Here is a 21,696-nt window from a genome sequence, read left to right as displayed (position 1 = left end):
GACGGACCGACAATCAATCGAGAACTGCGAGGTGCGGGGAAATCCCGCACCTTACAGTCATGCCAGTAGCCTCGCGCTATTCGGCGGCGATCTGGATGACAGGCTCCATGGAGGCGAGGTCTTCGTCGCTCAGGTGGCACTTGATCTGGTGACCTGCGTCCAGCACGCGCACGGGTGGCACCTCTTTTTCGCATAGCCCATTCGGCACTTTCGACTTCCAGCCGCAACGTGTTTGGAACGGGCAGCCTGGCGGCGGATTCATCGCGGACGGTATGTCTCCCTCGAGGACGATGTGCTTTTTCTTGACCCGCGTGTCGGCGATGGGAACGGCCGACAACAAGGCTTCGGTATAGGGATGGTAAGGCGGCGAAAACACCTGGTCGGTGGACCCGAGTTCGACGACATGCCCGAGATACATCACCATGACGCGGTCGGACAGATAGCGCACGATGCTAAGATCGTGGCTGATGAAGAGGAGGGTCGTCTTCTCCTCTCGCTGAATTTCCATCAGGAGGTCGGTGACCGCCGCCTGAACCGAAACGTCGAGGGCAGAGACCGGTTCGTCGGCGACAACGATCCGGGCACCACCGGCAAAGGCCCGGGCGATGCCGACCCGCTGTTTCTGACCACCTGACAGCTGGCGCGGCATCCGGTCGGCAAAGGCCCGGGGAAGCTTCACCAGATCGAGCAGGTTGAGCATCTTGTCACGGCGCTCGGTCTCGTTCTTGCCGATCTTGAAGATCTCCAAGGCGCGGATGATCTGACGGCCAACGGTCATCGACGGATTGAGCGTGTCGAACGGGTTCTGAAACACCATCTGGATGTCGGACACCGTCTTGGTTGCACGCTTTTCGATGGGCGTGTTGCCGATGCTCTGATTGTCGAGCAGGATTTCACCGGAGGTCGCGGTCTCGAGCCCCATCAGCACCTTGGCGAAGGTGGATTTGCCGCAACCGGATTCGCCCACGATGGCAAGGGTTTCGCTTTCCCGCGCCTCGAAGGTGAGTGTTTCGTTGGCCTTGACGACCTTCTTGGTGCCACTGCCGAAAAGCGAGGAGGCGTTGACCTCGTAGTATTTCTTGAGGTCCTCCATCCGCAGGACGACGTCTCCGATCTCACCCTTCTGCTTGACTTCGGCCAGCTCGGGTTTGGCCCCCCAATTGATTTCCTCGATCCGCAGGCAGCGGCTCTCGTGGCGCTCGTCGCCGTCGATGGGCGCCATTTTGACATCTTGGGAGTCGCAGCGTCCGGCCTCGAAATAATCGCACCGCGGGCCGAAATTACACCCCTTCGGTCGTTCGTGGGGCAGCGGGAAGTTGCCGGGAATGGCGATGAGCGGCGAGGCGTTCTTGTCGGCGCCGGGCAGGGGGATCGACCGGAAAAGCGCCTGAGTGTAGGGATGCCGCATCTTGTCGAAGACGTCTTCGATGCTGCCGCGTTCGACGGCTTCGCCGGAATACATCACGCAGATCCGGTCGCAGGTTTCCAGAACCAGTCCGAGGTTGTGCGAAATGAACAGCATCGAAGTGCCATATTTCTTGCCCAAGTCCTTGACCAACTCGACCACGGCCGCCTCGACCGTGACGTCGAGAGCGGTGGTCGGCTCATCCAGGATCAGCAAGGAAGGCTTTGACATCAAGGCCATAGCGATGACGATGCGCTGCTGTTGACCCCCGGAAAGCTGGTGCGGGAAGCTGTTCAAGATGCGCTTGGGATCGGGCAGTTTGACGTCGGTGACGACTTCGAGTGCCCGTTTGTAGGCTTCTTTCTCGTTGATGCCCTCATGGATCATCGGCACTTCCATCAACTGGCGTCCGATCTTCATTGCGGGGTTCAAGGAAGCCATGGGCTCTTGATAAATCATCGCAATCTGACTGCCGCGGATGTCGCGAAGCTGTTCCGGCGTCATTTCGTTGAGGTTCTGGCCCTTGAACTTGATCGATCCGCCCACGATGCGTCCGTTGACCCCGAGATCCTGCATCACGCCCAAGGCGACGGTGCTCTTGCCGCAGCCGGATTCTCCAACCAGACCAAGCGCTTCGCCAGGCATGACCTTGGCGGAGAAATCCATCACGGCGGGGATTTCCCGCAGGCGGGTGAAGAAGGAAATCGACAGCAGGTCGATCTCGAGGATGGGTCCGTCATAGGCGGGCGCGTCTGTCATCCTGTGGTCCTTTTCGGTCGGAAATCGCTTTGGATAAAGCGTCGGTATGGCGTCGGTATCGCGGAGGTGTCGGCCATCAGTCTTTCAGGCTCTCTTCGCGCAGGCCGTCGGCCAGAAGGTTGAGGCCCAGCACCATCGACAACAGCGCGATGGCTGGCACGAGGGCAGGGTGCGGATAGATCGACAAGAGGCCGCGACCGGCGTTGATGGTCGAGCCCCAGTCCGGGCTTTCCGGCGGCAGGCCGAGGCCGAAGAAGCCGAGCGTCCCGAGCAAGATCGTCGCATAGCCGATCCGCAGGCAGAAATCGACGATCAGCGGGCCACGGGCGTTGGGGAGGATTTCCCACAGCATGATATACCACGAGCCTTCGCCACGGGTCTGTGCTGCCGCCACGTAGTCACGGGTCTTGATGTCCATCGCGAGACCCCGGACGATCCGGTAGATCGTGGGCGAGTTCACGAAGACCACCGAGACGAACACAACGAGGATACCGCCGGGGATGTCGAACAGGTCGAGCGCACCGGGCATGAAGTTGAACACGGTCCCCGGCTGGCTGATCAACGACAGGTAGATCCAGCCGACAGCGCCGAGCACCACGACGAGCAGCGGCGTCCGAATTGACGGTTGCGTGTGATAGCGCGAGTTCAGCAGCACCGCGAAGAACACCAGCGGGAAGATGAACAGGACCGCCGCCATATAGGTCGGGATGCCCGTTTCGACCATCTCCGGCGTGACCAGAAGGTAGAACAACAGGATCACCGGAAAGGCGAGGATCAGGTTGGCCAGAAATGACAGGGCAGTATCGAACCGGCCGCCAAAGTAGCCGGCGGGCAGACCCAGTGTGATGCCCACCATGAAGGCGAACATCGTCGCCAGAGGTGCGATCTGGATCACGATCCACGAGCCATGGATCATTCGGCTGAATACGTCGCGGGCGAGGTTGTCGCCGCCCAGCAGATAATGCGACCCGGGGGCCATGTCTTCTGCGCCGGGCACCGGCACGCCGGGCACCTTGTTCTTGAGCCCGGACAGCTGGCTGAGCGGATCATGGGTTGCGATCATGTCGAAGACACCGACGAAGACCGCCGTGAAGACCCAGAACATCACGAGGCCAAAGCCGACCATTCCGACGATGTTGTCAAAGAGCTTGCCGTAGATCCCGAGCCTGCGCTTGAACGTGATCGACAGAGCAAAGGTGATGACGAGCGCGATCCACACAGGTGTGAATTGCTTTGAGATCGCGCCGAGAATTCCCGCGTTGCCATAGGGCATAACGACCCCCGCCACGATATAGGCGACCAGCACCGCAAGCAGGGCGAACAACGTATACTTGCTGGCGATTTCGCTCAGCCCATAGATGCCGCCCTGCTGCACGAGACTGCCATCCGGATTGGATTGCAGCGTGTGCGCGGGCGTGAAAAAGGACAGAACCGTCATCGAGACGATGCTGACGACGAAGGCCAGGGTTGTGGCCGCGAGGAGGGGATTCAAGATCGCGCCTGCGGCACCGGTCCAGCTGAGAGGGTCCATGTATCTGGTCCTTTACGAGATGCGGATGCGCGGGTTGAGATAGACATAGCCGATGTCGGAGATCAGCTGTGTGATGAGCACGACGAGCACCGAGACGACGGACACGCCCAAGAGCAGTTCGATGTCGTTGTTTCCGGCGGCCTCGACCAACGTCCAGCCAAAGCCCTTGTAGTTGAACAGGGTCTCGACGATGACGACGCCGTTCAGCAGCCACGGAAACTGCAGCATGATCACGGTAAAAGGCGCGATCAACGCATTCCGAAGCGCGTGCTTCATGACGATGTTCGGGAACGACACCCCCTTGAGCCGGGCGGTTCGGATATATTGCGCCGTCATGACTTCGGTCATCGATGCCCGCGTCATCCGGGCGATATAGCCCATCCCGTAGAGCGCGATCGTCAGGACCGGCAGGGTAAAGTTGGCGAAGGTGATGTCGTCCATCGCGGATGTGGCGGATCCGTTGAGCCATTTCAGCCCGACGGCCGACGACGCAAAGACGGTGATGAACACGACGCCGGAGACATATTCCGGTGTGGCCGTCGTCACGATAGACAGCGTCGAGAGGGTTCTGTCTGTCCGCGATCCTTCGCGCATCCCGGCCAGCACCCCGATCAACAGGGCGCCGGGCACCATCACCAGCATCACCCAGAACATCAGCTTGCCGGTCAGGCCAAGACCTCGTGCGACGATTTCGGAGACATCGCGGCGGAACACCGTCGAATACCCCCAGTCGCCTTGCAGCACGCCGCAGAACGTTGGCGCCACCTCTGCTGGTGTCTCGGCGTCGATGCACCGCCCCGTGACGGCGCCATCGTCGGCTTCGTGGGTAAAGCCGGGTACGACCCCGAGCCATTCGCCGTAGCGCAGCACCACCGGTTGCATGTAGCCGTTTCGCGTCAGCCAGCTTTCCACTTCGGCATCCGTGATCCGGGCACCAAGTTCAGATTTTGCAACCTTTTCCAGGTTGGGTCCGAGGTTGGTGAGAAAGAAGACGATGAAGGTCAGGCAGAGTGCCGTCAGTATCATCGTCAGAATCCGGCTGGCCAGAAACCTGAGCATCTATTCGCATTCCCTGTCTTGCCGCGGGCTTGGCCCGGCTGGGCTGCCTTTGGTCATGGCATCTGGAACCTGCCAGTGCCTTTTGTAGAAAACCCCGGCGCATGTTCTGCGCCGGGGCTGTTGGTATGTTCCGACTTTTACGCTTCGATCCACCACTTGTAGTGGTGATGCTCGAAGGTGGGGTGCATGTCGGCCCCCATCACGCCGGCTGCGGTATGCCGATAGAGCGAGCGCCAGTAGGGCTGGATGAGCACGCCTTCGTTTTGCATGATGGTTTCGATCTCCGCCATCACCTCGCTGCGGGCTTCTGCGTTCTCGATGGACATGGCCCGCGCCAGGAGCGCATCGAATTCGGCGTTGGCGAAGGCCGTTTCGTTCCATGCCACACCCGATTTGTAGGCGAGCGCCAACACCTGCACGCCCAGCGGCCGCATGTTCCACTCGGTGGCCGAGAACGGGTACTTGGTCCAGTCGTTCCAGAAGGTCGAACCGGGCAGAACCGTCCGCTTGATGTTGATGCCGGCATCCCGGATCTGGGCGGCTACGGCATCGCAGGACGCTGCCTGCCAGGCGTCGTCGATCGAAATCAGTTCGAATTCGGTGTCGGCGTGGCCGGCTTCGGCGATCGCGGCGGCGGCACCATCGGGATCTACGACGAGCGGTGCCAGTTCGGCATACTCGGGGTGGATCGGGCAGACGTGGTGGTTCTCCGCCGTGGTCCCCAGACCGTTGTAGCCCAGTTCGAGGATCACCGAGTTGTCGACGGCCAGTTGCATGGCGCGGCGCACCTCGACGTTGTCGAACGGCTCCTGAAGCTGGTTGAACCGGATCGCGAGCGTCGCGGACGTGATGGCTTCGGTCTTGTTGAAGCCGATGGCGTCGAAAATGTCGACGAAATCGCCCGTGGTCTGATAGGTCGCGTCGATCTCTCCGGACTCAGCCGCGGCAAGGAATGCCGAGGGATCGGTGCCGTAGTCGATATACTCGATGCTGTCGAGATATGGACCGCCGTAGACCTCGGTGCCCCACCATGTGTGGTCGGTGTTCTTGACGAGGATCTGCTTGACGCCGACATCGTTCTGCGTCGGCAGATAGGGGCCGGTTCCGATCGGGTTGACCGACGGATCGCCACCGGCATAGGAGCTGTGCACGATCGAGGCCGGATAGTCGGCCATGCCGACGATCACGGTGATGTCCGGCGCGTTCAGCGTGAGCTTTACCGTCAGATCGTCGACGACCGTGATGGCGCCTTCGCGTGCCATGCCGGTATCGGCGTCGATCAGCGAGGACATCCGTGCGGCCATCGAGTTGCCTTCGACCGAACTGTCACACCAACCGGTGATGTTGCGGGCGACGTCTTCGGCGGTAAAGGCATCGCCGTTGTTCCAGGTCACGCCCGGACGCACATTGAGCGTGAACTCGGTCGCGTCTTCGTTGGCTTCCCAGCTTTCCAGAAGCATGCCGCGCAGGCTGCCGTCGCCGTTGTATTCCACGAGGTATTCCAGCCAACCGCGGGCAAAGTTGCCCATCTCGGACCAATCGAACAGACGCGGATCCTTGAGCGCCTTGGTTTCCATCTGCATCCGCAGCGTGCCGCCGGAAGTTGCGTGCGCCTCAGCCTTGGCTGGCGATGAAAGGCCGAGCAGGCCATATGCCGCCGGCGCCGTGACACCCAGTGCAGTCGCACGGGTCAGGAATTCGCGGCGGTCTAGCTTGCCCGCCTTTTCTTCTGTTGCGTAGAGCGTCGCTGCAGGATGTACCTTTTCAGCGTTGCGAAAGTGTTGTGTCATTATTTTCTCCCTGTAACACAAACCGTGTGCGATCAAGCGCTTGTCCACCTTGGCGCGGCGGCCGATTAAGGCCCGCCGGTTTCATGGTCCCGATACACAGCGCTCGTTCAACGACATTCGGCACGTTTCTCGTGCCCCGGTCAATGTTCGGTTCTACCAGTTTGAGGTCGGAAAGCGACCTCCAAATTGTCTTTATGCGACAAACGGTCTCTAACAAACCTGTGAATTTGCATCCACGGTCCGCCCAAACGTCAGTGGGACAGGAAGGTTTGCCCCTGGCCGGTCTTGCGGAACGACGACGGCGTCTTGCCGGTGTGCGCTTGGAAACTGCGGCTGAAATAGGCCGCCGACGTGAACCCGAGCTGCGCCGAGATATCCTTGATCGGTTGCTTGGTTTCGCGCAGCAAGAGCCTTGCCTCATAGAGTATCCGGTCGTTGAGGATCGCCAAGGCGGACCGGCCGCAGGTCTGGTTGCAGCACCTTGTCAGGTGCGTCGGCGTCACACCGAGACTGCGCGCATATTCAGCCACGCCCTGACCGCTGGCATAGTCTCGTTCCACCAGATCCGTATAGGCGGCGACGAGGCGGGCGGCGGAGCTGTCTGACCTTACGTCAATCATCTCGGCGGGCCGCAGTTCGAGCTGTCTCTGGAAGAACACCGACAGGATCCCGAGGTAGTAATGCGCCGCACGACTGTGTCCTGTCCTGTCCGAACCGAGCTCTCGTTCGAGGTTGTCGAAGTGCAGGGCGATCTCTTTCTGTGCATGCACCTCGCGAAGCCGCAGATGCGTATGCTCGTCGGGCCATTCGGACGCCATCGCACTCGGGATCGACAGGATTTGCCCAAACACCGTTGGTCCGGCATCGAACCCATACATGACATGCGCCGGTATGAAGATCAGGTTGTTCGGCCCGTAGCCGGCCGTCAGGCCAGCGACGGTCATCCGGCCCTGACCTTTGTAGAAGAAGATCAGCCGTGGCGAGCTGTGGCTGCGCATCGCTTCGGTTCGCCAACGCCCGGCATTGGACGAAAACCCGATGGGATTGAGGGCCAGTCGGTTCTTGAGCGGATCGTTCATGGTGTTTTACCGGCTTGGGTATGTTCGATTAGTGCTAGTGTTGCCCCAGATCGGCAACCAAGCAACGAACTTCTCGTCCAGACCCGGAATAAGTTGTGGACGGATCTGTGGACAACTCTTCGTGCCGTCGCCCTAGGCGAGGGAGACGGCCGTCCAATCCCGCATCCGCTTTCTGAACCACGTGCGCTGCCGCTTGGCATATTGCCGCGTGCCGACAATGGCCGCCTGGCGGGCGTCGTCCAGAGTGCAGGCACCCCTGACATAGTCGATCAACTCCGCCGCACCGATCGCCTTGGAGGACAGGTATGCGGGATCCCAGCGAGGCTCCATCGCGCGGGCTTCCTCTACCGCGCCCTGATCGAGCATCATGTCGAACCGACGCTCGATCCGCGGCGTCAGCCATTCCGGCGGTGCATCCACCACTAGAGCCGTCGCCTCGCTCAGCGGCAAGAGCGGGGCAGGTGTCTCGGCCTGCCAGTCCGCGAGGCCGCGCCCGGTGTTTGCCCGGACTTCCCAAGCCCGTTGCACCCGCGCCCGGTTCGCCAGATCGATCCGGGATGCCGTCGCCGCATCAAGCCCGTCCCGCAGGGCGTCGAGCGGCAGCGCGTCTGCCTCGGACCGGATATGATCGGGCGTTGCCGGGATTTCGGCCAAACCTTGGGTCAGCGCACTCAGATAGAGACCGGTTCCGCCGACGATGATCGGTCTGGCCCCAAGCAGATACGGTTGGACGTTCCTCAGCCAGTGGCCGACCGAATAGTCGGCGTCGAACGGGACGTGCCCATAAAGCGCATGTGCGCAGCGTCGCTGATCCTCGTCGCTGGGCCGGGCCGTTAATATGCGCCATCCATCAAAGACCTGCAGCGCGTCGGCATTCAGGATGATGCCTCCCTGCGCCTCTGCGATCTCCATCGCCAACGCCGATTTCCCGGATGCCGTGGGGCCGGCAATCAGCACCGGACGATCCGCCGGAATCCCGGCAATCAGCGCCTTGATCGTCATTGCTCTTTCATCCGCGCCAAAATTCCCCATAAGCCACCATTGAAACTCAACGGCTTTTCCGACATTTTGCCGCTCGGCGAAAGCTGCCTCTCCAATTGCCAGAAGGATGATCTCATGACTGCGTCAGAAACCGCAACCTACCGGCGTGTCATGCTCAAGATATCCGGCGAGGCGCTGATGGGCGAGACTCAGTTCGGGCTGCATCCTCCGACCGTCGAGCGGATCGCCCGCGAGGTCAAATCGGTCCATGACATGGGCGTCGAGATTTGCATGGTGATCGGCGGCGGCAATATCTTCCGTGGCCTGCAAGGCTCGGCTCAGGGGATGGAGCGGACTACGGCAGATTATATGGGCATGCTCGCCACTGTAATGAACGCGCTGGCCATGCAATCGGCGCTCGAAGGGCAGGGCATCCACACCCGCGTCATCAGCGCCATCCCGATGGATCAGGTCTGCGAGCCCTATATCCGCCGCCGTGCCGTGCGCCATCTGGAAAAGAAGCGCGTCTGCATCTTTGCCGCCGGCACCGGCAACCCCTATTTCACCACCGATACGGCAGCGACCCTGCGTGCCAACGAGATGTCCTGCGAGGCGATCTTCAAGGGCACCAAGGTTGACGGCGTCTACGACAAGGACCCCAAGAAGCACGCCGATGCGAAGCGTTACGAGAACGTGAGCTATGACGAAGTGTTGCAGCAACATCTGGGCGTGATGGACGCGAGCGCCATTGCGCTTGCACGCGACAACCACCTGCCGATCATCGTGTTCAGCCTCGATGAGCCGGGCGGGTTCAAGGGCATTCTGGCCGGCGAAGGCACTTATACCAAGGTCCATGATTGAGGGCTGGTGCCGAAAGCCTCACGACCGTTGATGCCCGCTTGGCAACTCCGTCCGTGCGAGACCGTCATGGGCTCCACTGTCTTTTGGCAAAGCGGTGATTACCGTCGCCTGTCGTAGGGCCGCATCGAGAACTGAATGCCTGAAGTTCTGAGCGTCAATATCGGGCAACCCTCTGCGATCTCCGCGAAGTCCGGGCAGACCGGGCATTTTAAGTCGCCGTTCGAGGGGCCCGTCGAAGTCGGCCAGCTCGGCCTTGCAGGCGATTCGATCATCGACACCAAGAATCACGGCGGCTTCGATCAGGCGGTTTATCTGTTTGATCAGGCGGACATAGAGTGGTGGGCCGCGCGTATCGATCGCGTCTTGGGCGCCGGTGCGTTCGGAGAAAACCTCACGGTCAGAGGGCTGCCGACCTCGCAAATCGGTCTCGGAGACCGTTTGAATATCGCGGGTGTTGAGCTGGAAGTGACTTCGCCGCGCATTCCATGCGTGACCTTGGCCGAAGTGATGGGTGATCCGGAATTTGCCAAGCAGTTTTTCGCGGCCGAGCGCTGTGGCTACTATGCGCGCGTGCTTCAATACGGTCCGTTGAGTGCCGGCGACGGGATCGTCTGGTCGCCCCTGGCCGACCCACGGTGTCCGGTGACGGATCTGTTGCCGGGCAAAGACCGCAAACCGTCACAAATCAGCCGTTTGTTGGCCACACCGCTTCATCATAAGGCCCGGGCGGAGCTAGAGCGCCTTCCGCACTAAGTGGCGTCGGCAAGTCGCTGCGCGATTCATCGGGATCTGCACGAATTCTGCTGCAACGCCTGCCGCAGTGAAACTATACAAGTGACGCAGATTGACGTAGAAGCAGCAAAACTCTTGAACAACGGGCCTAGAGCAGACCATGTCAGACGAATTTGAACTTGATACCGACGACCTGACCCGCCGTATGGAAGGTGCCATCTCCGCGTTGCGGACCGAATTCGCATCCTTGCGCACCGGCCGCGCCTCCGGCTCCATGTTGGAGCCGATCATGGTGGATGCCTATGGCAGCCCGACCCCGATCAATCAGGTCGGCACGATCAACGTGCCCGAGCCTCGCATGGTCACGATCAACGTCTGGGACAAGGGCCTTGTCAACAAGGTCGAAAAGGCCATCCGCGAGAGCGGCTTGGGCATCAACCCGCAACTCAATGGCACCATTATCATGCTGCCGATCCCTGAATTGAACGAAGAGCGTCGTCGCGAGTTGACCAAGGTCGCCGGCTCCTACGCGGAGAGCGCCCGGGTCAGCGTACGCAACTTGCGCCGGGACGGAATGGACAAGATCAAGAAGGCGAAAGCCGACAGCAGCCTGAGCGAAGACGACCAGAAATTCTGGGAATCCGAAGTTCAGGAATTGACCGACCGATTCATCAAGGCAGTCGATGACCTCTTGGAGACCAAGCAAGCCGAGATTATGCAAGTCTGACAGGCGACTGTAATACTGAGTAGGAGCCGCCATGGCCCGAGATTTGATACAAGAGGGTGCCACCGGCCCCGAACATGTGGCCATCATCATGGATGGCAACGGACGTTGGGCGCAGGAACGTGGCAGACCGCGTCTGTTCGGGCATCATGCCGGCGCTCGCCGAGTGCGCGAGGTCGTCGAAGCCTGTCCCGATCTCGGTGTGAAATACCTCACCATATTTGCCTTCTCGACCGAGAATTGGAAACGCACCCAGACTGAGGTGGCGGGACTGATGAAGCTGTTCCGCCGCTATATCACCCGCGAGGCAAAGGCTCTGCTGGAAGCCGGCGTGCGCGTCCGGTTCATCGGAGACCGGGTGCGCCTGGACGAAAAGCTCGTGACCTTGATGGACGAGTTGGAGCTGATGACCAGCCACAACGACAAGTGTCATCTGACGGTCGCCCTGAACTATGGCGGCCGGGACGAGCTGACCCGTGCCGCCAAACGGTTGGCCTACGAGATCGAATGTGGCCGCCTGACCCACAACGACGTGGATGCGGAGACGCTGGCGGGATTCCTCGACACGCACGTGCTCCCCGACCCGGATCTGGTGATCCGGACGAGCGGCGAGGCCCGTGTCTCGAATTTCCTGCTCTGGCAGACGGCGTATTCCGAGTACGAGTTCGTGGAAACCCTCTGGCCGGACTTCACCAAGGACATTTTCGCCGACGTCGTGAAAAGCTTCTGCGCCCGCGATCGCCGCTTTGGGGCGGTGAAGGTCTGACACGGTGACCGAAGGCCCTTACCCGACACCTGTTCCCCCTGATCCCGGTCAGTGGGGCGATCTGTGGGTCCGTGTCGCATCCGGCGCGGCGATGGCGGCTGTCGGCGTCTTCGGGATCATACTGGGCGGCGTCTGGTTCCAGATGCTGGCGGTCTTCGTGACCGCGGTGATGGTCTGGGAGTTGTGGATGATGATCCGCCCCGACGCGCCGACCCCCGGGATGCTGATGGCGGCCATGGTTGCCAGTGTCCTGTCGGGGCAGTTCACCACCGAGGGAGGCCTGTTTCTGGCGATGTTCTTTATCGTGCCGGCGATAGGTGCCGCCGCGCTGAAGCATGAGCGATTGACGTTTTTCGGCTTTGCACTGGGCATTCAGATCGCGGGCTGGGGCCTCGTGATGTTTCGCTCCGACTACGGATTCACGTGGCTGTTGTGGCTGGTGCTGGTGGTGATCGTGACCGATATTTTCGGCTATTTTGCCGGCCGCACTTTTGGCGGGCCGAAGTTTTGGCCCAAGATCAGCCCCAAGAAGACGTGGAGCGGGACGACTGCCGGCTGGGTCGGTGCCGGGCTTGTGGGCTTGGGGTTCATGACCTTTACGAATGCCGGCCCGAGCATCGTCGTCATTTCGATGGCGCTGAGTTTTGCCAGCCAGATGGGCGACATCGCCGAGAGCGCATTGAAACGTCGGATGAAGGTCAAGGACAGTTCCACGCTGATCCCCGGCCACGGCGGTCTGTTCGACCGCTTTGACGCGCTGCTTGGAGCGTCGATATTCATGCTGTTCACGGCTCTGGTTCTGGACGTGCCCGGAGTGGCGTTTTGAGGCGCATCAGCGTCTTGGGTGCGACCGGGTCGATCGGACAAAACACCATCGATCTGATTTCACGCGCCCCGCAAGACTGGCAGGTGGTAGCACTAACAGGCGGCCGCAACGTGGACCGATTGGCGCAAGACGCAATCAATCTGCGCGCCGAAGTGGCCGTCATCGAGGATGCCGCTCAATACGAGACACTCAAAGAGGCTCTGTCCGGCACGGGGATTGCGGCGGCTTGTGGAGCGCGAGCGATCGTGGAGGCTGCCGAACGCCCGGCGGACCTGATCATGTCCGCGATCGTCGGAGCTGCAGGGCTCGCTCCTGGCTGGGCCGCGATTGCGCAAGGCACCACCTTGGCGCTCGCCAACAAGGAATCGCTCGTCACCGCAGGGCCAATCCTGATGGAGCATTGCCGCAAAAGTGGCTGCACGCTTTTGCCTGTCGACAGCGAACATTCCGGGATATTTCAAGCTCTTGTCGGTGAGAATATCGCTGACGTCGAACGGGTGATCGTCACTGCGAGCGGCGGGGCGTTTCGGGATTGGCCGATTGAGAAGCTGGCGGAGGCGACGCTTGCTCAGGCCTCCAGCCACCCGAATTGGGACATGGGGCAGCGCATCACCATCGACAGCGCCTCGATGTTCAACAAGGCGCTCGAACTGATTGAAACCCGAGAGTTTTTTGACGTCAGCCCCGACAAGATCGAGACCATAATCCATCCCGAAAGCCTGATCCACGCAATGGTAGGATTTGCGGATGGTGCCCTGATGGCGCATATCGGTCCGCCGGACATGCGCCATGCCATCGGGTATGCCCTGCATTGGCCGGAGCGGACCAAGTTGCCGGTCGAGCGGCTGGATCTGTCCCGCATCGCGTCGATGACCTTTCGTCCGCCCGATCCTGATCGCTATCCGGCCCTCGCGCTTGCCCGTCGCACGATGGAAGAGCGTGGCCTGATGGGCGCGGTTTTCAACGCGGCAAAGGAGCGTGCGTTGGACGGTTTCATCGCGGGCGAGATCGGCTTTATGCAGATGGCCACCGTCGTGGAACGGGTGATGGACAAAATGTCGTCAGGTGACGGGCTGCAAAATGCCACGCTGACACTAGATACAGTCTTGGAGACAGACCAGCTCGCCCGTATCCGCGGGACCGAGATAATCGCAGGGATGAGATAGACCACGTGGATTTTGCACAGATTTTGCCCCAGTTCGGCAGCGTCGCATTTACTTTGGCTGCTTTCGTTGTGGCGCTATCGATCATCGTGGCGGTGCACGAATACGGTCACTACATCGTCGGACGTTTGTCCGGCATCCATGCTGAAGTGTTCTCGCTGGGTTTTGGCCCGGTCCTGTTTTCGCGCAAGGACAAGCATGGCACCGTCTGGCAATTCGCGGCATTGCCGTTCGGGGGCTATGTCAAGTTCCTCGGCGATGCCAATGCCGCCTCGGTCGGTGCAGTTGAAATCACCGAGGCCGACAAACGTCGGACGATGCTCGGGGCCCCTTTGTGGGCCAGAGCGTCGACGGTCGCTGCCGGGCCGGTATTCAATTTCATCCTGAGTATCATCATTTTTGGCGCTGTCATCATGGGGCAGGGGCAAGCTGCGGATCCTGTCCGGGTCGAGTCCGTCATCGCCTTGCCGGACGGCGTCGATGCGGGCCTTCTGCCCGGTGACGAGATCCTCGGCGTGAATGGCATTCCGGCTGAAACCGTCGAGGACCTGATGACCGCCCTGTCACAGATTCCCGTGGCCGAGACCGTGACCTACACGCTGCGCCGCGATGGCACCGAACAAGACGTGACTGGAAGTTGGCCCTATCCGCCGGTGGCGTCGGGGCTCAATCCCAACTCGGCCGCCTATGACGTCGATTTGCGCGTCGGAGATGTCGTGACCGCGATTGATGGTGAACCGATCTTCGCGTTCGGCCAGCTGGTCGATGCTGTAACGGCCTCTGAGGGGCGGCCACTGGTTCTGGACGTCTATCGCGAAGGTCAGACGCTGGAATTCGTGGTAACGCCGCGCCGGATGGACCTGCCGACCGAGGGGGGCGGTTTTGAAACCCGTTGGCTGATCGGCCTTTCGGGCGGTCTGTATTTCAGCATGGAAACGGAAACGCCGGGCTTTTTGACGGCGGTGCAGCTTGCCGCCGGGCAGGTCTGGTCGATCATGGTGTCGTCGATGTCGGGCTTGTGGCACATGATCACCGGCGCAATTTCGTCGTGCAACCTGTCCGGCCCGGTCGGCATCGCGCAGGCAAGCGGGGCCATGGCCAGCCAAGGCGGGACGAGCTTTTTGTGGTTTGTCGCGGTTCTGTCCACAGCCGTCGGATTGCTCAATCTGTTTCCGGTGCCGATCCTCGATGGCGGCCACCTGGTCTTTCACGCCTACGAAGGCATCACCGGGCGCAAACCCAGCGATGGGGCGCTTCGTGTTTTGATGGCATTTGGCCTTGCGATCATCGGGACGCTGATGCTCTTTGCCATCGCCAACGACCTGTTTCTCTGCCCGTAGCGGGACTTAAACACGCCACGATTGCGCCACATTCCTCCTGTATTCATGGGTCCACCAAAAGAATATCTGAGGGGAATCCCTATGGAAGCGATCATGAAACGGAACCGGGGTCTGAGCGTCCTTGTTGATCTCAACTGGGATCGAGTTCTCTATTTGCTGACCATCCTTTTGGCTCTTGGCGCGGGCGCATGGGTAGGTAGCCTCTAGGCACGAACCCGCCGACGATATCCCGACCCAAAGGCGTGCCGTTCGGCGCGCCTTCTTCGTTTTGACAAGCCGTGCCAATCCGGCTACTCAAATGGCAGGAATAACGGGACTGCTTTGGGCGGAATTTGATGATGCGAATACTCAATGGCGCCTTTGCGCTGGCGTCGCGCGGGTTGCGCCTTTTCGTGGTTGCTGTGGTTTTCAGCACTATATCCGGTGTCGCTGAGGCTCAGCAGTTCCGGTTCACCAACATTCAGGTTAGTGGCAACCAGCGTATCGAGACCGCAACCATCATCAGCCGATCCGGCGTCACGCCGGGGCAGGCATTGAGTGGTGGTGCATTGAACGACGCGGCGCAGGCGCTTCGTGCGTCGGGCCTGTTCGAAACGGTCGATCTCATCCCGCAGGGCAGCACGCTGATCATCAACGTCGTCGAGTTTCCGACGATCAACCGGATCAATTTCGAAGGCAACAATCGCCTGAGCGACGCCGAACTGGCCGCGCTTGTGCGGTCGCGCGAGCGGCGCGTCTATAGCCCATCGGTTGCCGAGGCGGACGTTTCGGCCATTGTGGAAGCCTATGTCAATGAGGGCCGCATCAACGCGGTCGTCACCCCATCCATCATTCGTCGTTCCGACAATCGCGTCGATCTGGTGTTCGAGGTCAATGAAGGTGGTTTGACCGAAATCGAGCGTATCAGCTTTGTCGGCAACAGGTCGTTTGGGGAAACTCGACTCCGCGGCGTCCTCGAGACGAAACAGGCCGGCCTGCTCAGGGTGCTGATTGGGCGCGACACTTTCGTGGCCGACCGGATCGCATTCGACCGCCAGGTTCTGACCGATTTCTACAACTCGCGCGGCTACCCGGATTTCGTGGTCCAGAACGTCGACGTTGCGCTTACACGCCAGCGCGATGCCTACCTGATCACGTTCAATGTTCAGGAGGGCCAGCAATTCCGGTTTGCCAACGTGTCGGTGAGCTCCGAGATGCCCGAAGCGGATGCGGCGGCATTCCAGAACATCGTTCGTCTTCGGCCGGGCGTGATCTACTCACCCGAACTGATCGATCGTGATATCGCGCGGATCGAGCGTCTGGCACTGCGTCAGGGCATCAATTTCCTGACCGTCGAGCCGAGGATCACGCGGAACGATCGGGATCTGACGCTGGACGTCGATTTCGTGCTTGTCCGTGGCGACCGCATCTTTGTGGAGCGGATCGACATCGAAGGTAACAACACGACACTCGACCGTGTCGTGCGGAACCAGTTTGATATTGTCGAAGGCGATCCGTTCAACCCGCGCGCAATCCGTGAGAGCGCGGAACGCATTCGGGCGCTGTCGTACTTTGCGACGGCCGATGTTCAGGCGCGTCCCGGCTCGTCGCCGGATCAGGTGGTCGTGGACGTGAACGTCACTGAAGCCCCGACGGGTTCGCTGTCTTTCGGCGGCAACTACTCGTCCGACAACGGCTTTGCTCTTGTGGCCGGATATTCCGAACGGAATTTCCTCGGCCGCGGTCAGAGACTTAATTTCGATCTGTCGACCGGTGAGAACAACCGGGTGATTTCGTTCGATTTCTATGAGCCGCAGTTTCTGGGCCGTGATCTCGGCGGCGGCTTTTCCCTCGATTATCGCACGACGGACAATGAAAACGCACTTTACGACACGGAGACGTTTCGTTTCAGCCCGTCTTTCAGCTTTCCGGTTAGCGAGAACGGGCGTTTGAGCTTGTTCTACGGTCTGGAATTCACCGATCTGACTGATGTTTCCGGAGAGCGGACCGATCCGCCGTCCGATCGCGCCAGCTTGTTGATCTTTGACGAGGCTGATGAAGGCGGTGTCCTGACCAATTCCCTTGGGTATTCCTACAGCTTCGACACCCGCCGCACAGGCTTGAACCCATCCGCCGGCGTGCTCTTGCGTTTTGGTCAGGAGTTCGGATTTGGCGACAGCGACTTCATCAAGACGACCGCGCTCGCTTCGGCGGAGACCCGTGTCTTCCGCGAGGAAATCACGCTGCGTGCGACGCTTGAGGGCGGATACCTGGCCTATCAGGAAGGGGCCAGCCGCGTGACGGACCGCTTTTTCATGGGCAGCCGCGTGATGCGCGGGTTCGAGCCCGGCGGGATTGGTCCTCGCGACGCGGATACCGATGACGCATTGGGCGGCAACGCGTTTGCCGTGGCCCGGTTTGAAGCCGAGTTCCCGATCGGGCTGCCCGAGGAATATGGTATCACTGGCGGTGCCTTCGTCGACGTGGGCTCGCTTTGGGATGTCGGCGATTTCCGGTCATTGAGTGAATCGGACGTCCTCTACAACGAGTTCACCCCGCGCGCCGTGGCCGGTGTGTCGATCTTCTGGGATACGCCGCTTGGTCCTTTGCGGTTCAATTTCACCGAGCCTTTGTTGGCCGAGGAATTCGACAATACCAAAGGCTTTGACCTGACGGTATCGACCCAGTTCTGATGTGGGCCCATGCGATCAGAGGCGGGCTTGTCGGGCTGGCTCTGAGCATCGCGAGTGTCACCGCGGCTCAGCAGCCATCGACGGCCCAGGGCCAGATCCGGAGCCCGGTTCTGACCATTGATGCCGACCGTCTATTCGGGGAAACGCTCTTCGGCGCACGTGTTCTGGCCGAATTGGGGGCGGCGACCGAGGCGCTGGCCGCCGAGAACCGCGTGATTGAAACGACCCTTCAAGAAGAAGTGGACAGTCTGACCGCGCGCCGCCCGACCATGGACGTTGCCACATTTCGCCAAGCCGCCGACGCGTTCGACACGCGCGTGCAGAGGATTCGTCAGGAGCAGGATGCCAAGGAGGCTGGTTTGCAGCAGGCGTTGGCACAGGGCCGAGAAGCCTTTCTGGCCGCGGCCACCCCGGTCCTAGGACAGTTGATGGTCGATAGCGGAGCTGTCGTCATTCTCGATCGCCGAACGGTCTTTCTGAGCGTCGGGATCGTCGACGTGACCGACGAGGCGGTCGCGGCGATTGATGCGGCGCTTGGGGACGGGACGGGCTTGGATGCGACGGTGCCCGAGACCGATGTCCCCGTCGAGCTCAACACCCCGGCGCCAAACCCCTGACCGTCATGCAGCCGCGCTTGCCCCGGCCGGGACGAGTTGCTACTCATTCTCAACGGTTGCTCCAAGGAAAAAATCATGTCTGACACTGCGCCACCGACCCAAGCGGATATCCAACTGATCCAAGCGATCCTGCCTCATAGATATCCGTTTCTGCTCGTCGACCGGGTGATCGACATCGAGGGCACCACTTCGGCCGTGGGCCTGAAGAACGTCACGATGAATGAGCCTCATTTTCAGGGGCATTTCCCCGGGAACCCCATCATGCCTGGCGTCACGATCGTCGAGGCAATGGCGCAGACCGCTGCGGTGATGGTTGGAACGTCCCTTGGTCTGACAGATGGAAACCTTCTGATCTATTTCATGGCGATCGACGGCTGCAAGTTCCGCCGCAAGGTCGTTCCCGGCGATCAACTCCGGATGGAAGTGACCACGCTGCGTGGCAAGCCCGGCGGCAAGGTCTGGCGTTTCCGTGGCGTCGCGACCGTCGAAGGCGAGATGGCGTCCGAGGTTGAATTTACGGCGATGATGGATCTCAAAGGCTGACCATGGAAGCCGCTATTCACCCGAGTGCGATCATTGAGCCGGGCGCCAGCATTGGCCCCGGTTGCAGCATCGGGCCGTTTTGTCACATCGGTGCCGAGGTGGTCCTGGCAGCTGACGTCACGCTCAAATCGCACGTGGTGATCGCCGGCGACACCCATATTGGCGAGGGGACGACCATCTACCAATTTGCGGTCGTCGGTGAAGTCCCGCAGGATCTGAAGTTTGCGGGCGAAAAGAGCCGCCTTCGCATTGGCGCCCGAAATCGGATCCGCGAGCATGTCACAATCCATCTCGGAACGGATCATGGCGGAGGGGAAACCCGTATCGGTGACGACGGCCTATTCATGGCCGGCTGTCACATCGCCCATGATGCGCAGATCGGTGACCGGGTCATCGTGGTCAATTCGGTGGCGATTGCCGGGCATTGCATCCTCGAAGACGATGTGATCGTCGGAGGCTTGTGCGGTGTGCATCAGTTTGTCCGGATTGGCCGTGGCGCCATCATCGGCGCGCTCACCATGGTTACGCACGACGTTATCCCGCACGGCCTCGTCCAAGGTGCGCGCGGCGAGTTGGAGGGGCTCAACCTTGTCGGTTTGAAGCGCCGTGGCGTGCCTCGCGCGGACATCGACGCGCTTCGGGCGGCATTCCAGACGCTCAAGTCTGGAGAGGGCACTTTCGTGGAACGGGCGAGGGCGTTGGATGCCGATGCCAGCCCCTATGTGGATGAACTGATCGCATTTGTCACAGGGGCGACACATCGCCAGTTCCTGACCCCAAGATGATCGCCCTGATTGCAGGGACGGGGGCATTGCCTGCCGTATTGATCGCGCGTCTGCGTGCGCGAGGCGACACTCCGGTGGTATGTGCCTTGCACGGCTTTGTCCCCGAGGTTCCGGATGGCGTCCCGACGATTGGTTTCCGGCTGGAGACCCTTGGATCGTTGCTCCAGACCTTGAAGGACATGGGCGTGACCCGAATATGCATGGCGGGGGCGATACGACGCCCTGTCATCGATCCTGCCCTCATCGACGATGCAACTCGCCCACTCGTGCCGATCCTGATGGACGCTTTGGGCAAAGGTGATGACGGCGCACTTCGGGCAATGATCGGCGTCTTCGAGGATCGGGGAATCGAGGTCGTCTCGGCACATGGGATCGCACCGGAACTCCTCGCCCGGGCGGGCATCCCGACGCTCTGCAAGCCGGAAGCCGGCCATGTTCAAGACGCTGCGGTTGCGGAAGATGTGATCGCGCAGATGGGAAAGGCTGATCAGGGGCAGGCCTGTATTGTCGGCGCTGGCAGGGTTCTGGCCAAGGAAGATCAGGCCGGGACCGACGCCATGCTCGACACGCTCGCTACCACGGCGGACCCTTTGGCAACCGATCCGCTTTCTTGGATGATGAGTTCGGCGTCCGATATCATTGGCGGCGCGGCGGATTGGCTGTCCAACTCCAAGCAAGCGGCGCCCGGTTCGGGCGCAATCCTGTTCAAGGCACCGAAGCCCGATCAGGATCGGCGCGCGGATCTGCCTGTCATCGGGCCGGATACAGCCAGACGCATCTGCGAGGTCGGGCTGGACGGTATCGTCATCGAGGCTGGTGCGGTGATGGTTCTGGACCAGGACACCGTTGTCGCAACCCTCGACCAAGCCGGAAAATTCCTCTGGATACGCCCTCACGGTGGTGCGGCATGAAGGTCTTTGTGATCGCAGGAGAGCCGTCGGGCGATGCCTTGGGCGGCGCGGTCATGGCCGGGCTTCGTGAATTGCAGCCGGATGTGCAATTCGACGGTGTAGGCGGACCATTGATGCAGGCCCAGGGGCTGGACAGTCGGTTTGACATGACCGAGCTGAGCGTCATGGGGCTTGCCGAAGTTCTCCCCAAATACACCAAACTGAAGCGTCGGATCGCTGAATGTGCCGACGCCGCCCTGAGTTGGGATGCCGACGTGTTGCTGACCATCGACAGCCCGGATTTCTGCCTTCGTGTGGCAAAACTCGTCAAGGCGGCTCGGCCCATGCGCACAGTGCACTATGTCGCCCCATCTGTATGGGCTTGGCGCTCCGGCAGGGCAGCCAAGATGGCAAAGGTCATTGATCATGTGCTGGCACTTCTTCCCTTCGAGCCGCCCCTGATGGAGGCAGCCGGCATGGAGTGCGACTTTGTCGGTCATCCCGTGGTGGCCGAACCCGTTGCCAGCCCCGAAGACGCGGCGGCATTTCGCAAAGCGCACGATATCGGAGATGCGCCGCTGATCCTTGCCCTTCCGGGATCGCGACGGGGTGAGGTGTCCCGGCTGGCGCCCGTCTTTGGCAAGGCGCTGTCGTTGCTCTTGGGGGAACGCCCCGGTGCGCGGATCGTCTTGCCGGCGGCGGCCCCCGTCGCTGAGATGGTCGAAGCATTGACCGCTGACTGGCCCGGCGATCCGATCCTGTTGGCCCCCGCAAATGATGGGCCCACAAGAGCCGCGAAGCGGTCTGCATTTGCCGCGGCTGACGTGGCACTGGCCGCATCTGGCACTGTCTCCCTTGAGCTTGCTGCTGCTCAGACCCCAATGTTGATTGCGTATGACATGAACTGGATCAGCCGCCAGATCATCAGCCGAATGCTCAAGATCGACACCGTTACGCTGGTCAATCTTGTCAGCGAGACCCGCACCGTGCCCGAATTCATCGGTAAGAACTGTCAGCCCGATCTGATCGCGGAAGGTCTGAAGTCGGTGTTGGATGCGCCGGGACGTCAGGAAGCGGCCATGCGCGTCACGATGGAACGTCTCGGCAAAGGTCAGGAACGCCCCGGACTTCGCGCGGCAAAAGCGATCCTCGACCGGTTGGGCTGAGACTGCT

The 21,696-nt window shown here is 60.9% G+C and carries 19 protein-coding genes; 13 read left to right on the top strand and 6 right to left on the bottom strand.

What is annotated here, in order from left to right:
• Window positions 1-76: 76 nt before the first annotated feature.
• From LOM8899_RS08060 to miaA, 6 genes are all read right to left on the bottom strand, one after another.
• On the bottom strand, window positions 77-2,164 hold the full coding sequence (locus LOM8899_RS08060) for a dipeptide ABC transporter ATP-binding protein (protein WP_093991693.1): 2,088 nt from the start codon (window positions 2,162-2,164) through the stop codon (window positions 77-79).
• A gap of 76 nt (window positions 2,165-2,240) precedes the next feature.
• Entirely contained in the window at window positions 2,241-3,695 is a 1,455-nt protein-coding gene (locus tag LOM8899_RS08055) for an ABC transporter permease (protein ID WP_093991692.1), read from the bottom strand.
• 12 nt (window positions 3,696-3,707) lie between these two features.
• The gene (locus LOM8899_RS08050; RefSeq protein ID WP_093991691.1) at window positions 3,708-4,754 is read right to left on the bottom strand and encodes an ABC transporter permease; all 1,047 of its coding nucleotides are present in this window, start codon (window positions 4,752-4,754) and stop codon (window positions 3,708-3,710) included.
• Between the two features lie 137 nt (window positions 4,755-4,891).
• Window positions 4,892-6,544 carry an ABC transporter substrate-binding protein gene (locus LOM8899_RS08045; RefSeq protein ID WP_093991690.1) on the bottom strand — a complete coding sequence of 551 codons (1,653 nt, stop codon included), beginning with the start codon at window positions 6,542-6,544 and terminating at the stop codon, window positions 4,892-4,894.
• Window positions 6,545-6,795: 251 nt separating this feature from the next.
• Window positions 6,796-7,623, bottom strand: a complete 828-nt coding sequence (locus LOM8899_RS08040) for a helix-turn-helix domain-containing protein (RefSeq protein ID WP_093991689.1) — start codon at window positions 7,621-7,623, stop codon at window positions 6,796-6,798.
• 132 nt (window positions 7,624-7,755) lie between these two features.
• Window positions 7,756-8,625: a tRNA (adenosine(37)-N6)-dimethylallyltransferase MiaA gene (gene miaA, locus LOM8899_RS08035; RefSeq protein ID WP_093991688.1), complete on the bottom strand. Its 870-nt coding sequence runs from the start codon at window positions 8,623-8,625 to the stop codon at window positions 7,756-7,758.
• Between the two features lie 114 nt (window positions 8,626-8,739).
• On the opposite strand from miaA, the gene pyrH reads away from it, so the two are divergent.
• The 13 genes from pyrH to lpxB all read left to right on the top strand — a co-directional run bounded on the left by pyrH (window position 8,740) and on the right by lpxB (window position 21,689).
• Window positions 8,740-9,465, top strand: coding sequence for a UMP kinase (gene pyrH, locus LOM8899_RS08030; protein WP_093991868.1), 726 nt, complete (start codon window positions 8,740-8,742; stop codon window positions 9,463-9,465).
• Window positions 9,466-9,600: 135 nt separating this feature from the next.
• Complete coding sequence (locus tag LOM8899_RS08025; protein WP_093991687.1) at window positions 9,601-10,218, top strand: MOSC domain-containing protein; 618 nt, start codon at window positions 9,601-9,603, stop codon at window positions 10,216-10,218.
• A 139-nt stretch (window positions 10,219-10,357) separates the two neighbouring features.
• Complete coding sequence (gene frr / locus LOM8899_RS08020; RefSeq protein WP_093991686.1) at window positions 10,358-10,924, top strand: ribosome recycling factor; 567 nt, start codon at window positions 10,358-10,360, stop codon at window positions 10,922-10,924.
• 31 nt (window positions 10,925-10,955) lie between these two features.
• Window positions 10,956-11,687, top strand: coding sequence for a polyprenyl diphosphate synthase (uppS, locus tag LOM8899_RS08015; RefSeq protein ID WP_093991685.1), 732 nt, complete (start codon window positions 10,956-10,958; stop codon window positions 11,685-11,687).
• A 4-nt stretch (window positions 11,688-11,691) separates the two neighbouring features.
• On the top strand, window positions 11,692-12,513 hold the full coding sequence (locus LOM8899_RS08010) for a phosphatidate cytidylyltransferase (RefSeq protein WP_281253208.1): 822 nt from the start codon (window positions 11,692-11,694) through the stop codon (window positions 12,511-12,513).
• Complete coding sequence (gene dxr, locus LOM8899_RS08005; protein ID WP_093991683.1) at window positions 12,510-13,679, top strand: 1-deoxy-D-xylulose-5-phosphate reductoisomerase; 1,170 nt, start codon at window positions 12,510-12,512, stop codon at window positions 13,677-13,679. Before LOM8899_RS08010 ends, dxr begins: the two co-directional genes overlap by 4 nt.
• 5 nt (window positions 13,680-13,684) lie before the next feature.
• Window positions 13,685-15,016 carry an RIP metalloprotease RseP gene (gene rseP, locus LOM8899_RS08000; protein WP_093991682.1) on the top strand — a complete coding sequence of 444 codons (1,332 nt, stop codon included), beginning with the start codon at window positions 13,685-13,687 and terminating at the stop codon, window positions 15,014-15,016.
• Window positions 15,017-15,351: 335 nt separating this feature from the next.
• Window positions 15,352-17,688 carry an outer membrane protein assembly factor BamA gene (gene bamA, locus LOM8899_RS07995; protein ID WP_093991681.1) on the top strand — a complete coding sequence of 779 codons (2,337 nt, stop codon included), beginning with the start codon at window positions 15,352-15,354 and terminating at the stop codon, window positions 17,686-17,688.
• Window positions 17,688-18,305 (top strand): OmpH/Skp family outer membrane protein, encoded by a 618-nt coding sequence (locus LOM8899_RS07990; RefSeq protein WP_093991680.1) that lies wholly within the window; start codon window positions 17,688-17,690, stop codon window positions 18,303-18,305. The genes bamA and LOM8899_RS07990 overlap by 1 nt, the downstream gene beginning before the upstream one ends.
• 75 nt (window positions 18,306-18,380) lie before the next feature.
• Window positions 18,381-18,848 (top strand): 3-hydroxyacyl-ACP dehydratase FabZ, encoded by a 468-nt coding sequence (fabZ, locus tag LOM8899_RS07985; RefSeq protein ID WP_093991679.1) that lies wholly within the window; start codon window positions 18,381-18,383, stop codon window positions 18,846-18,848.
• Between the two features lie 2 nt (window positions 18,849-18,850).
• Window positions 18,851-19,633 carry an acyl-ACP--UDP-N-acetylglucosamine O-acyltransferase gene (lpxA, locus tag LOM8899_RS07980; RefSeq protein WP_093991678.1) on the top strand — a complete coding sequence of 261 codons (783 nt, stop codon included), beginning with the start codon at window positions 18,851-18,853 and terminating at the stop codon, window positions 19,631-19,633.
• The gene (locus LOM8899_RS07975) at window positions 19,630-20,544 is read left to right on the top strand and encodes an LpxI family protein (RefSeq protein ID WP_093991677.1); all 915 of its coding nucleotides are present in this window, start codon (window positions 19,630-19,632) and stop codon (window positions 20,542-20,544) included. Before lpxA ends, LOM8899_RS07975 begins: the two co-directional genes overlap by 4 nt.
• Window positions 20,541-21,689 carry a lipid-A-disaccharide synthase gene (gene lpxB, locus LOM8899_RS07970; RefSeq protein WP_093991676.1) on the top strand — a complete coding sequence of 383 codons (1,149 nt, stop codon included), beginning with the start codon at window positions 20,541-20,543 and terminating at the stop codon, window positions 21,687-21,689. The genes LOM8899_RS07975 and lpxB overlap by 4 nt, the downstream gene beginning before the upstream one ends.
• The last annotated feature ends 7 nt before the right edge of the window (window positions 21,690-21,696 follow it).

The sequence above is a fragment of the Flavimaricola marinus genome (genome assembly GCF_900184895.1).
GTDB classification, from domain to species: Bacteria; Pseudomonadota; Alphaproteobacteria; order Rhodobacterales; family Rhodobacteraceae; genus Flavimaricola; species Flavimaricola marinus.
This window is presented reverse-complemented; position numbering and strand designations above follow the sequence as displayed.

Coding starts and splice junctions, on each gene's coding strand:
- lpxA (WP_093991678.1), top strand. CDS start 18,851: ATGGAAGCCGCTATTCACCCGAGTGCGATCATTGAGCCGGGCGCCAGC.
- LOM8899_RS08060 (WP_093991693.1), bottom strand. CDS start 2,164: ATGACAGACGCGCCCGCCTATGACGGACCCATCCTCGAGATCGACCTG.
- LOM8899_RS08050 (WP_093991691.1), bottom strand. CDS start 4,754: ATGCTCAGGTTTCTGGCCAGCCGGATTCTGACGATGATACTGACGGCA.
- LOM8899_RS08055 (WP_093991692.1), bottom strand. CDS start 3,695: ATGGACCCTCTCAGCTGGACCGGTGCCGCAGGCGCGATCTTGAATCCC.
- LOM8899_RS08045 (WP_093991690.1), bottom strand. CDS start 6,544: ATGACACAACACTTTCGCAACGCTGAAAAGGTACATCCTGCAGCGACG.
- miaA (WP_093991688.1), bottom strand. CDS start 8,625: ATGACGATCAAGGCGCTGATTGCCGGGATTCCGGCGGATCGTCCGGTG.
- frr (WP_093991686.1), top strand. CDS start 10,358: ATGTCAGACGAATTTGAACTTGATACCGACGACCTGACCCGCCGTATG.
- LOM8899_RS07975 (WP_093991677.1), top strand. CDS start 19,630: ATGATCGCCCTGATTGCAGGGACGGGGGCATTGCCTGCCGTATTGATC.
- pyrH (WP_093991868.1), top strand. CDS start 8,740: ATGACTGCGTCAGAAACCGCAACCTACCGGCGTGTCATGCTCAAGATA.
- LOM8899_RS07990 (WP_093991680.1), top strand. CDS start 17,688: ATGTGGGCCCATGCGATCAGAGGCGGGCTTGTCGGGCTGGCTCTGAGC.
- uppS (WP_093991685.1), top strand. CDS start 10,956: ATGGCCCGAGATTTGATACAAGAGGGTGCCACCGGCCCCGAACATGTG.
- LOM8899_RS08040 (WP_093991689.1), bottom strand. CDS start 7,623: ATGAACGATCCGCTCAAGAACCGACTGGCCCTCAATCCCATCGGGTTT.
- bamA (WP_093991681.1), top strand. CDS start 15,352: ATGATGCGAATACTCAATGGCGCCTTTGCGCTGGCGTCGCGCGGGTTG.
- lpxB (WP_093991676.1), top strand. CDS start 20,541: ATGAAGGTCTTTGTGATCGCAGGAGAGCCGTCGGGCGATGCCTTGGGC.
- LOM8899_RS08025 (WP_093991687.1), top strand. CDS start 9,601: ATGCCTGAAGTTCTGAGCGTCAATATCGGGCAACCCTCTGCGATCTCC.
- fabZ (WP_093991679.1), top strand. CDS start 18,381: ATGTCTGACACTGCGCCACCGACCCAAGCGGATATCCAACTGATCCAA.